Origin of the sequence: Actibacterium sp. EMB200-NS6, assembly GCF_001305615.1 — a bacterium.
GTDB classification, from domain to species: Bacteria; Pseudomonadota; Alphaproteobacteria; order Rhodobacterales; family Rhodobacteraceae; genus Actibacterium_A; species Actibacterium_A naphthalenivorans.
In genome coordinates this window covers 113,878-126,924 of record NZ_CP010869.1, presented here as the reverse complement: position 1 = coordinate 126,924, position 13,047 = coordinate 113,878, and the positions used below count along the sequence as shown (strand labels likewise).

Genomic DNA, 13,047 nt, shown 5'->3' with positions numbered 1-13,047 from the left:
TATCAGGCTCCTGTCGTGGTCACGCCGTACCGGGCAAACACTTCGGCTTCGGTCAGCCGTTCATGCGCGCCGGCAAAGGCGAAGACATCCGGTTTTCTGTCAATGAATATCTCGCGCGTCAGGGTCAGGCCGCTGGCGTCATCGAACAGGCCGACAGGGATTTCATACTCACCCTGGTGCGGCCCCTCGGCGGTGATTCTGTACCAAAGGCCAGAGCCGCATCTGGAACACCAGGCGCGCTCGGCCCAGTCCGACGACTGGATCGTCGCCACATGTTCCGACCCGGACCATTCGATCTGATCTTCCAGCGCGGTCACGGCCAGCAGCGCCGATCCGGCCCATCGCTGGCACATCTTGCAATGGCAGGCCCCGGCCCCGGGGGCGATGTCACGGGCGGTGAAAGAGACCGCGCCGCACAGGCAATGTCCGGTGTAAATGCTCATCCCCGACCTCCGCTATGACTCGGCGCCAAGGATAGCACGCTTTCACATTCATAGAGCGGCGTCGTGCCATTGAAACCGGGCTCGCCGGGGAAGATGAAATCGACGGGCGTGTTGTCATGTTCGAACACCTCGCCCGACTCCGTGACCCATTCCTTGCCCAGAAAGAACAGCCGCATGTCGGGGGACACATATTGCCGCCCGGTCGACTGGTATTCCACCGCTCCGTCCTGGCTGCGGATGGTCAGCGCGGTGTCGGCCTCCAGCAGGGAAACACCGTCAATCTCCACCGCATCGCCGGTCAGCCGGTCGCGGCCCTCGACATGCAGCATTTCGCTCTCGCCATCGGTGACGGCCTCGAGCGTAAACCCGAACGTGTCTTCGCCGCTCTCGAGCAGCGTGCTCATCGAGATCGGATCCTTGCCGGGATCGCTCAGCCGTTCCACGGTGCGGTCGAAAATATAGAACCCTTCCAGCCACTGGAACTCGCGGTCATAGATGTTCACCGCATAGGCGCCATCGGCGCCATAGGCACCCTGCCAGACCTTGCCCTCCATCCCGGCGCAGCGCCAGTAGATCGACACTTCGCAGCCGCGCATCTGAACCGTCAGAAAGGAATCGCAGCCGGGGTGCGGCTCGAACAGGTCGGCAGACGCACAGGCCGCCAGCCCCGCCCAGAGGGCAGGAACGATCAGCGCCATCTTCACTCTGCGTTCCATGTTGTTCATCTTTCGTTGGCCACTCGGGTCAGGGGTGCTGCCGGATTCGCCCGGCGGGCGCGGGCGCATCGGATGCGCCCGGCCGTTGGCCCGAAACAGAGCCTATTCCGCCGCAACCTGCGCCGGCTGCGCCAGGTAGGCCAGGATGCTGTCGGCCGCCTCGCGCCCATCGCGGATCGCCCAGACCACCAGCGACGCGCCACGCACGATGTCACCCACGGCGAACACGCCCGGCAGGCTGGTCTCGTGGCTGCGGAAATCCGACTTTACGGTGCCCCAGCGGGTCACCTCCAGCGCCGGTTCACCCCAGAGCGTCGGCAGATCCTCGGGCTCGAACCCCAGCGCCTTGATCACCAGATCGGCCGGTTCGGCATAATCCGCCCCCTCGATCACCTCGGGCGACTGGCGGCCCGACGCGTCCGGCACACCCAGGCGCATCTTCTGCACCAGAACGCTGTCGACCCGGTCGCCGGTAAACCCCTTGGGCGCCGACAGCCAGACGAATTCCACGCCCTCTTCCTCGGCATTCTGCACTTCGCGCTGGCTGCCCGGCATATTCGCCTTGTCGCGGCGGTAGAGACATTTCACGCTGGTCGCCCCCTGCCGGATCGCGGTGCGCACACAGTCCATCGCCGTGTCACCGCCGCCGACCACGACAACGCGCTTGCCGGTGGCACACAGCTCGCCGCTGTCATACTCCGGCACCTCATCGCCAAAGCTGACCCGGTTCGACGCCGTCAGATAATCGATCGCCCGCACGATACCCTCGGCGCCCGAGCCCGGCCCCTGCAGATCGCGCGTCTTGTACACGCCGGTCGCGATCAGCACCGCGTCATGCTTGCCGCGAATGGCGTCAAAGCTGATGTCTTCGCCCACGGTACAGTTCAGTACAAATTCGACGCCGGATTGTTCCAACTGTTCGATCCGGCGCATCACCACGTCTTTTTCCAGCTTGAAGCCGGGGATGCCATAGGTCAGCAGCCCGCCGGCGCGATCGTACCGGTCATAGACCGTGACCTGAACGCCCTTGCGGCGCAGCGCGTCGGCGGCAGCAAGGCCGCCGGGGCCGGCGCCGATGATCCCCACACTCTCCCCGCGCTCGCGCGACGGCACGGCCGGCTTGACCCAGCCCTTTTCCCAGGCGGTATCGGTGATGTATTTCTCGACCGCGCCGATCGTCACGGTGCCGTGGCCGGATTGCTCGATCACGCAATTCCCCTCGCACAGGCGATCCTGCGGGCAGATGCGGCCGCAGATCTCGGGGAAGGTGTTGGTGGCCTGGCTGATCTCATAGGCTTCCTGCAGCCGCCCTTCGGCGGTCAGGCGCAGCCAGTCGGGAATGTTGTTGTGCAGCGGGCAATGCGACTGGCAATAGGGCACGCCGCACTGGCTGCAGCGGCTGGCCTGCACCTTTGCCTTCTCATCGGCGTATTCGGCATAGATCTCGTGGAAATCCTTCGCGCGCAGGTCCGGGGGCCGCTTTTGCGGCATCTCTTTCTGCACATCCACGAATTGGAGCATCTGTTCCTTCGCCATTTGCGAAACTCTCCCGATTTCCTTGAACCGCGCCCCTCATACGGCCTGATCAAATAAAAATAAAGTCAGTACAGCTTACCTAAATGGCAATAATTTTCACCTCTACCCTCCGAAACCGGTCATTTTTGGCGAAATTATGGTCAGCTAAGTTTACCTATTTATGCGCTTTCTATTTAAAATCATTGCTCTAGGATGGCGCCAAACAATTCTGGCGGGGCGCGCATGTCTCTGTATTATCTTCTGATCGTCGCCATCATTCAGGGCGTGACAGAGTTTCTACCGATTTCTTCCTCCGGTCACCTGATTCTGTTGCCAACACTCACCGGACACGTCGATCAGGGACAGGTTATCGACGTTGCCGTCCATGTCGGAACGCTGTTCGCCGTCGTGCTCTATTTCCGCCATGATGTCGCCAGCGCCTTTATCGGCCTCGGCCGCCTGCTGCGCGGCAGAATCGACACTGACGGCGCGCGGCTGGCGTTTCTCCTGCTGGTGGCGACCGTCCCTGTCATCGTGATCGGCCTCGTGCTGAAGCTGACCGGGCTGGACGACGCCATGCGCTCCGTCGCCGTGATCGGCTGGACGATGCTTCTGTTCGGCCTGTTCCTTTACTGGACCGACCAAAAAGGCCCGACCGAGCTGACGGCCGAAGGCTGGACCCTGCGCCATGCCATCATCATGGGCCTGTGGCAGGCCGTCGCGCTGATCCCCGGCACGTCCCGTTCCGGCATCACCATTTCCGGCGCCCGCGCCCTGGGCTACCGACGGGAAGACGCGGCCAGACTGTCCATGCTGATGTCGATCCCCACCATCGCGGCCTCGGGCATCCTGCTGGGCGCAGAGGTGGCGATGCAGGCCGACGCGGCCGCCGCGCGCGACGGGGCGATCGCCGCCTTCTTCGCCTTCGCCTCGGCGCTTCTGGCGCTGACCCTGATGATGCGGCTTCTGCGCTCGGTCAGCTTCACGCCCTATGTGATCTACCGGGTGATCCTGGGCGTGATCCTGCTTTACATCGCCTATAGCTAGCGGCGCTCAGACCCGCAGGTTTCTCGCCGAATCCTTGATCGCGTCATACTGGCCGGAGGGGCGGAACCGATACAGGTATTCCGGCATCACAGCCTCGGCCGCGATCGGCGAGATACCCAGCGTGTCGAAGCCCATCGCGCCCTCGGACACCACATTGTCGCGGCGCAGGTTCCGAAGCTGATCGCGCGTCAGAATCGTGTTGGCCACCAGACCGCCCGTCACAGCCTGCACAAAGCCGAAGAATCCGGCCATGATCCCGGCCAGAAAGAACGGGATGTTCATGATCAGACGCCGGCGGTGTATCACCTTCAGCATATCGGCCATCAGATCGCGAAAGCTGCTGACCTCGGGTCCGCCCAGCTCATAGATCCCCGGCGCGGCCTGCCCCAGCACGCCCATCACCGCGGCCTTCGCCACGTCATCGACATAGACCGGCTGAAACTTCGAATCCGCCCCGACGATGCCCAGCACCGGCCCCCAGCGCGACATCGACGCGAAGCGGTTGAAAAACGCATCCTCGGGCCCGAAAATCACCGAAGGCCGCAGGATGACCGCATCGGGGAAATGCGCCAGAACGCCTTCCTCTCCCAATGCCTTCGATCTGGCATAGGCACTCTCGGCCTCGGCATCGGCGCCGATGGCCGACAGATGCACAAGGTGTGCGATACCTTCCTCGGCGGCGATTCGGGCGATGCGTTCGGCACCTTCATGCTGGACCGCGTCAAACCGGTTCCGGCCGGTTTCGGCCAGAATGCCGACGCAGTTCACAACCGCGTCCGCGCCCTGCATCACCGCCCGGACGGATTCATCATCACGAATATTGCAAAACACCGGCGCAACCTGACCGACAACGCCGTAAGGCCGGACAAAGCCGGCCTCGTTCGGGCGGCGAACGGCAACGCGCACACGCCAGCCCTCTTTCGCCATACGCCGCGCGATATACCGCCCGACAAAGCCCGACCCGCCGTAAATGGTGACAAGCTTGGACATGTGGAGGCCTCCATCCATTCCGTTACCTGCCTGAATAGCCGCCCGCCCCGCGCCAAACAAGCGGATATCAGATAACTGCGAATTCTCTGGCAAAGACCCGTTGACATGCCCCCGGCGGAGTTATACATCGCGGCCTCACGACACCTGCCCAGGTGGCGGAATGGTAGACGCGCTAGCTTCAGGTGCTAGTATTGGAAACGATGTGGAGGTTCGAGTCCTCTCCTGGGCACCAATACAACTCTAAAAAACCCCTTGAATCATTCAGATTCAGGGGTTTTTTGATTTTTTGGGCCGAAAACAGCACCACGGCCTATAGCTGGCGAAGGCAACGGATGAGTTCAGGTACCCTCGCCGACAGCGCCAATGAGATTGGCACGAGGCGAGACGAATTTTTAGATTCCCCGTCGGACCTATGTTTTCGCCGGGCTACCCACGGCCAGGACCTCGACTTCGGCCTGTTTCAAGGCACGGCCAAGCGGCCGCCGGACACCGCATCGCGCCTTCGCCGGAATGATAAAGGCCGGGGCATGATGTCTCTGGCCTTTTCCATATCCGGGCCCGGACAAGGCTGGCGCGTGACAATCCGCGAAGTGCCCGCGTTCTACCGAAGCGTCTGTGCAAAGAGCGCGAACAATTCCCGCCAGTGCCGTTCGGCGGCTGCCGCGTCATAGACGGGAAAATCCGCCATCGTCCATCCGTGCAGCGCCCCCGGATAGATCTCGCACCGATGATCCACACCCGCATCGTCAAGCGCCTTCTCGAGCCGCTCGGCCATCTCCGGCGGGTAGGATGTGTCCCGATCCGCGCCGGCGACGTAAACGCGCCCCTTCATCTTTGATGCAAGCAGGTGCGGGCTCTGCTCCGAGTCGGTCGCCAGATTGCCGCCATGAAAACTCGCGGCCGCAGCAATCCTGTCGGGATAGGTTCCCGCCACCGTGAGCGAGATCCCCCCGCCCTTGCAATAGCCGGTCGTGCCGATCTTATCCCCCGCCACATCATCGCGCCCGTCGAGATAGGTGAGAAAGGCGCCGGTATCCTCGGCGGCGCGGCGATTGTCGGTGGTGTGAAAGATGTGCCCGACGGCCGCCATGAAATCACCGGACGCGAAAACCTTTTTCGCATCAAGCGGGTCGTAGGGGCCGGCGCGGTAGAAAAGATCCGGCAAAAGTACGACATAGCCTCCATCGGCAAGTCGCTGTCCCATCTCGAACAGCACCGGTCGGATGCCGAGCCCGTCCATGTAGAAGATCACCGCCGGCCAGGGCCCCGTCCCTTCGGGTGTAAAGATATACGCCGGACAGTCGCCGTCGCGGGTGGGGATCAGAATCTCTTCATGAGCCATGCGCGTTCCTTATCCACAACTATCCAATCCGCCTGCATCCAATCTGGCCGCTTCCAATGGCCGCGCGGCGTCTGGGCGCTGATCGCGCCCCGGACAGGTCTCAGGCGCAGATATCATGCCCACGTCACCCGGCTTCGGCCAGCGACGCCATGTCGATGACAAAGCGGTATTTCACGTCGCTTTTGAGCATGCGGGCATAAGCTTCCTCGATCTTCTGGATCGGGATCATCTCGATATCCGCCGTGATGTCATGCGCGCCGCAGAAATCCAGCATCTCCTGGGTCTCCGCGATGCCGCCGATCAGCGAACCGGCGAAACTGCGCCGTTTCCCGATCAGGCTGAAGACGCTGACCGGTAGCGGCTGGTCGGGGACGCCGACCTGGACCAGCGTCGCGTCGCGCTTCAGAAGCGCCAGATAGGCGTTGATGTCATGCGGCGCCGCCACGGCGTCGATGATCAGATCGAGGCTCGATCCATGCGCCGCCATGGCGTCGGGATCGGTCGAGAGAACGACATCATGGGCGCCGAGCCGCTGGCCATCCTCGACCTTGGAGGGCGACGTGGTGAAGAGCACCACCTCGGCGCCCATGGCATGGGCCAGCTTGACCGCCATGTGCCCAAGGCCGCCCAGGCCGACCACGCCGACCTTCTTGCCCGGGCCCGCACCCCAGTGGCGCAGCGGCGAATAGGTGGTGATCCCGGCGCACAGCAACGGGGCCGTCGCCGCAAGATCGAGATTGTCCGGCACCCGCAGCACGAATTCCTCGGTCACGACGATGTGGCTGGAATAGCCGCCGAACGTATGCCCGCCCAGGATCGCGTCGGGGCTGTTGTAGGTGCCGACCAGCCCCTTGTCGCAAAACTGTTCAAGACCTTCGCGGCAGCTCTCGCACTCCTGGCACGAGTCCACCATGCAGCCGACGGCGGCGACGTCACCGACCTTGAACCGCGTCACGTCCTTGCCGACAGCGGTGACGCGGCCGACGATTTCATGCCCCGGAAGGCAGGGATAAAGCGTATTGCCCCATTCGTTGCGGGCCGTGTGCAGGTCCGAATGGCAGACGCCGCAATAAAGGATGTCGATGGCGACGTCGGTCGGCCCGGGCTCGCGGCGCGTGAACGAGAACGGGCCAAGCGGGGCGTCGGCGGCTGTGGCCGCGTATCCGGTACAATTCGTCATGGCTAAAGTTGCTCCTTTGATTGGGGGGATGTTGTCTTGCCTGCCAGCGTACGCACCATGGCCTGGACCGAGCTGCGCAGGTCCTCGATCGCCACCGGATCGAGGCCGAGTTGATTTTCAAGGGTTTCCGGCACCTTCCGCGCAGCGGCGCGCAGGTCCCGGCCGTCTTGTGTCAGCGCGATCAGAACCCGCCGCTCGTCTTGCGGGTCGCGGCGGCGCGCGACAAGGCCCGCTTGCTCCATGCGTTTCAGCAACGGGGTCAGCGTGCCGCTGTCGAGATGCAGGCGCGCGCCCAGCTCGCCCACACTGAGCGGGTCGTGTTCCCACAGCACTAGCATGACCAGATATTGCGAGTAGGTCAGACCCAAAGGCGCCAGCACGGGCCGATAGGCCCGTTGCAACAGGTTGGTGGCCGCATAAAGCGGAAAACAGACCTGCCGGTCGAGATTCAGCGGATCGTCGTCATTCGGGGCGGACACCGAACCCTGCTCCTTCAGCGTGTCTTGACCGATAGGGCAACGTCGATATTGCCCCGGACGGCGTTGGAATAGGGGCAGGCCTTGTGCGCCTCCGAAAGGATCTCTTCGGCGGTTGCCTGATCGACACCCGCGAGGGTCACGTCCAGCGCGACCGTCAGACCGAACCCGCCCGCGCCGTTCGGTTCCATGCCGACGGTGGCGACCACCTCGACATCATTGTCGCGGATTTTCGCTTCCTTGTTGCGGGTCACGTGGATGACGGCGTTGCCGAAACAGGCGGCATAGCCAGCCGCAAAAAGCTGCTCGGGGTTGGTTGCGCCGCCTTTGCCGCCCAGGGTCTTCGGCATGGAAAGCTGCAGGTCGACAAGGCCATCGTCGCTGCGGACCGTGCCATTACGGCCGCCAACCGCGGTGACTGTCGTGGAATAAAGTGTGCTCATGGTGAGTCTCCTGTGTCTGTCTCAACTTTTGTAGTTATCAATATAATTGTGCACAATGCAAAACATACTGCATCACCAACCGATCACGTCGATTTGAAAAGTGGCTCGGACAACCTTGGACGACGAGTTGAGTGGATTGTCGTGCTGAAGACGGCCGGGTTGCTGTGATCAGGAGAGACAATGTGCAAAAAGACCCAGGCGAAACCACGGCACTGGCCGAGCGTGCGGCAGGCAGACCCTGCCGACAATGATCGCAAAGCGGAGACCCTCAGCGCCGGTGAAAGTGTTGCTTCGCGTATGCCAGATGACCGGACGCCGGCAGATATGACATTGCCCGGTGGGTTCGCGGTTCGGCTAGGATAGACCCGCTGCTGCGGCGTGGAAAGCGTCAGGGTTTGCCAGGACATTGGCCAACAACATCCCTCCTTCAAGCGCGGCCATGACTTGCAGCGCACGGGATTGCGAAAGCCCCCCTTCGGTCAGCTTCGCCAGGCCAAGCCGGAAGAACTGTTGCGCTTCGCTCAGCACCTCCTTCGGCAAAGAATGCGATGCGGCCCCTAGCGCACCGCATAGGCACATCTTTCCGTCATCATTCAACGCGCGCCGGAACCCCCGCACCCAGGCTTCGACGGTACCGCAGCCGCTTGCGACTTCCTCGTCGACGGACAGCAAAAACCGCTCCGTGTAGCGGCGCGCGACAGAGGCGGCGAGGTCTTCCTTCGTTGCGAAATGATAATGCACGCTCGCGCTTTTCACCCCGACCTCCTCCGCGATTTCGCGAAAGCTGAAGCCGTTGTATCCCGCGTCGCGTATCCGCCGCTCCGCCGCATCCATGATCGCATCCGCCGTGTCTTTCACAGTCACATCCCCTCACCTATCAACCGATAGATAGGCCTTGCGCCTTCCACGAGCAATTGCTAGCAACCTATCTATCGGTAGATATACGGTCATTTCTGCACAGGTGATCATCTTGATCAGAGGATGTCGATGCACAGCATGATGAAACGAGCCCCATGACCAGATTGCAGACCCCCACGCCAGACGCGCCGGTCCTCATCGTCGGCGGCGGTCTGGCCGGGCTGACCGCCGCGCATCTTCTCCATCGGGCCGGTGTTGCCTTTCACCTGCTTGAGGCCCGCGATCGGCTGGGCGGTCGCATCCTGACGGCGGACGGTTTCGATCTCGGCCCCTCCTGGTTCTGGCCGGATGAGCAACCGGACATGCGGGCGCTTGTCACTTCGCTTGGCTTGGCCACCGTTGCACAAAACACTGAGGGCGATGTCATCTTTCAAAGGATGTCCCAGGAGGCGCCACAACGCTATCGCGGAATGCGGCAGGCGCCACAGTCCATGCGCATCGTCGGCGGCAGCGGTGCCATGATCGCGGCGATGGCCTCCGGCCTGCCGCGGACATCCCTCCAACTCGGCGCGCGGATCACGCATGTCGCGCGTGCCGACCCGCTGGTCGAGGTCGGTTTTATCGATGCCGCCGGTGCCGAATGCCGCCTTGCCGGGGCGCAGGTGCTCCTCGCACTGCCGCCGCGGCTGCTTGACGCGACAGTCGCCTTCTCGCCCGCGCTCGAGGAGGCAACCGCCCGGCGCTGGCGCAAAACACCGACCTGGATGGCGCCGCATGCCAAGCTCTTCGCGCTCTACGAGCGGCCGTTCTGGCGCGAGGCGGGGCTTTCCGGCACCGCGCAAAGCCTGGTCGGCCCGCTCGTCGAGATCCATGATGCGACAACGGCTTCCGGGAAGGCGGCCCTGTTCGGTTTCCTTGGCATGCCTGCCCGACAGCGCGCTGTCGCGGGGCGCGACTCCCTCGTCGCGGCCGCCGTCCGGCAACTCGCCGAGCTGTTCGGCCCCGATGCCGGAGCGCCGCAGGCGACCCTGTTGAAAGATTGGGCCGCCGATCCGCTGACCGCGACCCCGGACGATCAGGAGGCCACAGGTCATCCCGCCCCGAGCGGGGCGCCGTGGGTGCCGGGCGACTGGCAGGGCCGCATCGCGCTCATCGGCAGCGAGACCAGCCGCACCGAACCCGGCTATCTCGCCGGGGCGGTCGAGGCCGCCGGACGGGCCGTGGCGGAGATTCTGACCGGGCCGATGGCCTGCGCGGCGCGCCAACCAAGCCTTGATATCCGGGGGACGAAACCATGAGACCCCGCTCGCGGTCCTGGCCCGTCAAAGGATGAAATCCGGCGACGTCAGGTCCCGGATGATTTGACCCATGGGAGAATATGGCAATGCAGATCAATAACGACCTGAACCGCCCCGTCATCGTGCACGCGGCCCGTCTTGACTGGGTGCCCAGCCCCGCGGCCGGGGTCGAGCGCAAGATGCTTTACCGCGAGGGGGCCGAAGTCGCCCGCGCGAGTTCTGTCGTGCGCTATGCGCCGGGAAGCGCCTTTCCGGGCCATGTCCATCATGGCGGCGAGGAGATCCTTGTGCTGGAGGGCACCTTTCAGGACGAGCATGGCGATTATCCCGCAGGCAGTTATTTCCGCAACCCGCCGGGCAGCGCGCATGAACCGGCGGCAAAAGAGGGATGCACGATCTTCGTGCGCCTCTGGCAATACCGCCAGGGTGACGAGGCGCAGATCGTCCGCCAGCCGGGCGAGGGAGAGGCGGCGCCTTTGCGTTCCGGGGCCAGCGCGGCACGTCTGTTGTTCGACGACGGCGCCGAGCGGGTCTCTCTGGAGGAGTGGCAGCCAGAGGCAAGGGTGACGGTGGAAAATCAGAGAGGACTCGAATTTCTGGTGCTGTCCGGGGGGCTGCGCGTCGATGGCGACGCCTTAGGCGCGCAAAGCTGGGGGCGTTTGCCGGCCGGGCAGGCGCTGTGCGCATCCGTCGGCTCTGAAACGGTGCGGATATGGCTCAAGGAGGCGCCGCTTCAGCATCCGCAGAGGGTGCTGATGCCGGAGTGAGGCCGCTTGTGCATGGTTTTACGCTTGATCTCCTCTCGCTGTTTCAGGATCTGCTCAGCGCGACCGAAGTAGACGTCGGCTGACGTCAGGTTCCCAAGGCTCTCATGGTAGAGTTGATGTTGTAGTCCTCGACCAAGGCACTGATCCGGCGATCGAGATCGCCGGGCAAGAAGTAATGCTAGAGCCGGACACGGTTCTTCATGGTCTGGGGCCAGCGCTTAACCTTGCCCTGGGTCTGAGTGTGCTATGGCGCTCCGCAGGCGTGATCCATGCCCTTTTCGCCGAGGCAAACCGCCCCCCGCCTTGCGACGAGGGGGGTTCTTTATATCCGCCGGAAATATGCGGAAAACGCCGCGCGGCGGCGCATCCCTGCCTTTCCAGGCCGGGGCGTCAGCCCGAGGTGATTCCGTTGTCGGCGCTGAGGCAGGCCCCGTGCACCGATCGCCCACGATCCGAGGTCAGGAACATCAGCGGTTCAACAATGTCATCCGGCTGCGAGGGCGGGCGTATACCGGTATAGCGCGCGATGAGGCTCGGGTCGGCATCCGCCGGAAACTGCAATGTCTGGATCATCTCCGTCATCATGCCCCCCGGCGCCAGCGCGTTGATGCGCACGGGCGAGTGCATGAACTCCATGGCCAGCGACTTGGTCAGGCTCAGCAGCGCTGATTTGGTCGCCGCATAGGGCGCCGTATAGGCCTGCCCCAGAAACGCCGCCGTAGAGACGACATTGACGATATTTCCCTCGGTTTTCACAAGATGAGGCATCGCCGCCTGGATCATGAAGAACGGCCCCGTGACATTGGCCGAGAACAGCCGCTCCCACACGTCCGGTGTGACGTCGGCAAGCGCGTGAAACCGCAGGATCCCGGCCACATTGCACAGCACGTCAAGACGCCCGAACCCTTCGATTGCGCGTGCAACCGCAGCGGCGCAATGTGCCTGATCGCCCAGATCGCCGGCATAGGTCACGCTTTCGCCGCCCGCGCCAGAGATGCGCCGCGCGGTCTCGGCCAGCCCCTCGTCATTCAGATCGACCAGGCACAGTTTCGCGCCCTCCGCCGCAAAACGCAGGCTCGCCGCGCGCCCAAGGCCAGAGGCGGCGCCGGTGACCAGAACGACCTTTCCGTCAAATTCGCCCTTGCCCATGTTACGCGCCCTCCGGTGCTTTGCAGACAAGCGGCGTGATCGTTTCGTAGAGGTGGATGGCCATGTCCTCCATCGAGAACGCCTCGCTCATGGCCATCTTCCCGGTCTCGACCAGCGTTCGGAGGCTTTCGACCGCCGCTGCGGGATCGTCGGTCTCCATCGTGTATATCGCCATGTACCGCTGGGCAGGCGCCCCCTCGGCGCTGTCATCCATCAAGCGGAACCGCTGCGCGGCGATAAATCCCGGAACGGCCGTGACATCGGCCAGATGGCGATTGCTGTACCAATCGTTGTACTCGTCCTCTCGCCCCGGAACGGGGTTGCTGAGCACGACATAGGCAAATTGTGACATGGTTACTCCTCATTCATGTCTTTGCGGGAACGGGTCGTGTGGTTCGGCGTGTTGAAAGACGGCTTCGCCTCGTTCTGGCGGTGGCGCGGCCTAGTATTCCGTCGGCGCCAGCCGGACGACGAGCCCCTCCAGCGTGTCATCCACGATGATCTGGCAGGAGAGGCGCCACCCTTCCGGGTCGTCCTCGAGCATCGAACCTTCGAACGCATCAGCCGGGGGAATCCTGCCGGCATTCGCCTCGTCGAGGATGATCTTGCAGGTGCCGCAAGAGGCAACGCCGCCGCATTCCGCCAGTATGTCGTTTATCCCCGCCTCCACCGCGCCGCGCATCAGGGACAGGCCAACCGGGATTTCCTTGGTTATTTCCTCCCCGGCTGTGGTGACAAAGGTAATCTCGGGCATATCAGGCTCCAATTGCGGAAAGTTCGCCCGGCCGGACACTTGGCCGGGCAGGTGTAAGGGTGGAATTGA

At 63.4% G+C, this 13,047-nt stretch carries 15 protein-coding genes, 1 tRNA gene and 1 pseudogene; 4 read left to right on the top strand and 13 right to left on the bottom strand.

Annotated elements, in window-relative coordinates; translation table 11 throughout:
• Positions 1-2: 2 nt before the first annotated feature.
• The 3 genes from TQ29_RS00630 to TQ29_RS00620 form a co-directional block, all read right to left on the bottom strand.
• Positions 3-443, bottom strand: coding sequence for a GFA family protein (locus TQ29_RS00630; RefSeq protein WP_054537610.1), 441 nt, complete (start codon positions 441-443; stop codon positions 3-5).
• On the bottom strand, positions 440-1,159 hold the full coding sequence (locus tag TQ29_RS00625) for a hypothetical protein (RefSeq protein WP_054537609.1): 720 nt from the start codon (positions 1,157-1,159) through the stop codon (positions 440-442). Before TQ29_RS00625 ends, TQ29_RS00630 begins: the two co-directional genes overlap by 4 nt.
• Positions 1,160-1,261: 102 nt before the next feature.
• Positions 1,262-2,695, bottom strand: a complete 1,434-nt coding sequence (locus tag TQ29_RS00620) for an NAD(P)-dependent oxidoreductase (RefSeq protein ID WP_054537608.1) — start codon at positions 2,693-2,695, stop codon at positions 1,262-1,264.
• A 222-nt stretch (positions 2,696-2,917) separates the two neighbouring features.
• Here TQ29_RS00620 and TQ29_RS00615 point away from each other — a divergent pair, with 222 nt between their 5' ends.
• Entirely contained in the window at positions 2,918-3,721 is an 804-nt protein-coding gene (locus TQ29_RS00615) for an undecaprenyl-diphosphate phosphatase (RefSeq protein WP_054537607.1), read from the top strand.
• Between the two features lie 6 nt (positions 3,722-3,727).
• Here the strand turns inward: TQ29_RS00615 and TQ29_RS00610 are convergent, their stop codons facing one another.
• Complete coding sequence (locus TQ29_RS00610) at positions 3,728-4,711, bottom strand: complex I NDUFA9 subunit family protein (RefSeq protein WP_054537606.1); 984 nt, start codon at positions 4,709-4,711, stop codon at positions 3,728-3,730.
• Positions 4,712-4,857: 146 nt separating this feature from the next.
• Here TQ29_RS00610 and TQ29_RS00605 point away from each other — a divergent pair.
• Positions 4,858-4,943, top strand: a tRNA-Leu gene (locus tag TQ29_RS00605).
• 369 nt (positions 4,944-5,312) lie between these two features.
• Here TQ29_RS00605 and TQ29_RS00600 read toward each other — a convergent pair.
• From TQ29_RS00600 to TQ29_RS00580, 5 genes are all read right to left on the bottom strand, one after another.
• A complete protein-coding gene (locus tag TQ29_RS00600) occupies positions 5,313-6,053 on the bottom strand; it encodes a dienelactone hydrolase family protein (RefSeq protein WP_054537605.1) in 741 nt (246 codons plus the stop codon).
• A 124-nt stretch (positions 6,054-6,177) separates the two neighbouring features.
• Positions 6,178-7,233: an NAD(P)-dependent alcohol dehydrogenase gene (locus TQ29_RS00595; RefSeq protein WP_054537604.1), complete on the bottom strand. Its 1,056-nt coding sequence runs from the start codon at positions 7,231-7,233 to the stop codon at positions 6,178-6,180.
• 2 nt (positions 7,234-7,235) lie between these two features.
• The gene (locus TQ29_RS00590; protein ID WP_054537603.1) at positions 7,236-7,712 is read right to left on the bottom strand and encodes a MarR family winged helix-turn-helix transcriptional regulator; all 477 of its coding nucleotides are present in this window, start codon (positions 7,710-7,712) and stop codon (positions 7,236-7,238) included.
• Between the two features lie 14 nt (positions 7,713-7,726).
• Positions 7,727-8,152 (bottom strand): organic hydroperoxide resistance protein, encoded by a 426-nt coding sequence (locus TQ29_RS00585; protein ID WP_054537602.1) that lies wholly within the window; start codon positions 8,150-8,152, stop codon positions 7,727-7,729.
• 354 nt (positions 8,153-8,506) lie between these two features.
• Positions 8,507-9,010, bottom strand: a complete 504-nt coding sequence (locus TQ29_RS00580) for a TetR/AcrR family transcriptional regulator (protein WP_054537601.1) — start codon at positions 9,008-9,010, stop codon at positions 8,507-8,509.
• A gap of 155 nt (positions 9,011-9,165) precedes the next feature.
• On the opposite strand from TQ29_RS00580, the gene TQ29_RS00575 reads away from it, so the two are divergent.
• Both TQ29_RS00575 and TQ29_RS00570 read left to right on the top strand, forming a co-directional pair.
• Positions 9,166-10,308: an FAD-dependent oxidoreductase gene (locus TQ29_RS00575; RefSeq protein ID WP_054537600.1), complete on the top strand. Its 1,143-nt coding sequence runs from the start codon at positions 9,166-9,168 to the stop codon at positions 10,306-10,308.
• A gap of 86 nt (positions 10,309-10,394) precedes the next feature.
• On the top strand, positions 10,395-11,075 hold the full coding sequence (locus TQ29_RS00570; protein ID WP_054537599.1) for a cupin domain-containing protein: 681 nt from the start codon (positions 10,395-10,397) through the stop codon (positions 11,073-11,075).
• On the opposite strand, the pseudogene TQ29_RS21085 reads toward TQ29_RS00570, so the two are convergent.
• The 4 genes and pseudogenes from TQ29_RS21085 to TQ29_RS00555 form a co-directional block, all read right to left on the bottom strand.
• A pseudogene (locus TQ29_RS21085) lies at positions 11,042-11,352 on the bottom strand (hypothetical protein); the annotation flags it as partial. The gene TQ29_RS00570 and the pseudogene TQ29_RS21085 sit on opposite strands and share 34 nt — an antisense overlap.
• Before the next feature lie 113 nt (positions 11,353-11,465).
• Positions 11,466-12,224 carry an SDR family NAD(P)-dependent oxidoreductase gene (locus TQ29_RS00565; protein WP_054537598.1) on the bottom strand — a complete coding sequence of 253 codons (759 nt, stop codon included), beginning with the start codon at positions 12,222-12,224 and terminating at the stop codon, positions 11,466-11,468.
• Between the two features lies 1 nt (position 12,225).
• A complete protein-coding gene (locus tag TQ29_RS00560; RefSeq protein ID WP_037203671.1) occupies positions 12,226-12,576 on the bottom strand; it encodes a DUF4286 family protein in 351 nt (116 codons plus the stop codon).
• Positions 12,577-12,666: 90 nt separating this feature from the next.
• Positions 12,667-12,978 (bottom strand): 2Fe-2S iron-sulfur cluster-binding protein, encoded by a 312-nt coding sequence (locus TQ29_RS00555; protein ID WP_054537597.1) that lies wholly within the window; start codon positions 12,976-12,978, stop codon positions 12,667-12,669.
• Between the last annotated feature and the right edge of the window lie 69 nt (positions 12,979-13,047).

What these genes read in the sequence shown, in the direction of transcription:
- TQ29_RS00630 (WP_054537610.1), bottom strand. Translation starts at nt 443, where the DNA reads ATGAGCATTTACACCGGACATTGCCTGTGCGGCGCGGTCTCTTTCACC.
- TQ29_RS00625 (WP_054537609.1), bottom strand. Translation starts at nt 1,159, where the DNA reads ATGGAACGCAGAGTGAAGATGGCGCTGATCGTTCCTGCCCTCTGGGCG.
- TQ29_RS00620 (WP_054537608.1), bottom strand. Translation starts at nt 2,695, where the DNA reads ATGGCGAAGGAACAGATGCTCCAATTCGTGGATGTGCAGAAAGAGATG.
- TQ29_RS00615 (WP_054537607.1), top strand. Translation starts at nt 2,918, where the DNA reads ATGTCTCTGTATTATCTTCTGATCGTCGCCATCATTCAGGGCGTGACA.
- TQ29_RS00610 (WP_054537606.1), bottom strand. Translation starts at nt 4,711, where the DNA reads ATGTCCAAGCTTGTCACCATTTACGGCGGGTCGGGCTTTGTCGGGCGG.
- TQ29_RS00600 (WP_054537605.1), bottom strand. Translation starts at nt 6,053, where the DNA reads ATGGCTCATGAAGAGATTCTGATCCCCACCCGCGACGGCGACTGTCCG.
- TQ29_RS00595 (WP_054537604.1), bottom strand. Translation starts at nt 7,233, where the DNA reads ATGACGAATTGTACCGGATACGCGGCCACAGCCGCCGACGCCCCGCTT.
- TQ29_RS00585 (WP_054537602.1), bottom strand. Translation starts at nt 8,152, where the DNA reads ATGAGCACACTTTATTCCACGACAGTCACCGCGGTTGGCGGCCGTAAT.
- TQ29_RS00575 (WP_054537600.1), top strand. Translation starts at nt 9,166, where the DNA reads ATGACCAGATTGCAGACCCCCACGCCAGACGCGCCGGTCCTCATCGTC.
- TQ29_RS00570 (WP_054537599.1), top strand. Translation starts at nt 10,395, where the DNA reads ATGCAGATCAATAACGACCTGAACCGCCCCGTCATCGTGCACGCGGCC.
- TQ29_RS00565 (WP_054537598.1), bottom strand. Translation starts at nt 12,224, where the DNA reads ATGGGCAAGGGCGAATTTGACGGAAAGGTCGTTCTGGTCACCGGCGCC.
- TQ29_RS00560 (WP_037203671.1), bottom strand. Translation starts at nt 12,576, where the DNA reads ATGTCACAATTTGCCTATGTCGTGCTCAGCAACCCCGTTCCGGGGCGA.
- TQ29_RS00555 (WP_054537597.1), bottom strand. Translation starts at nt 12,978, where the DNA reads ATGCCCGAGATTACCTTTGTCACCACAGCCGGGGAGGAAATAACCAAG.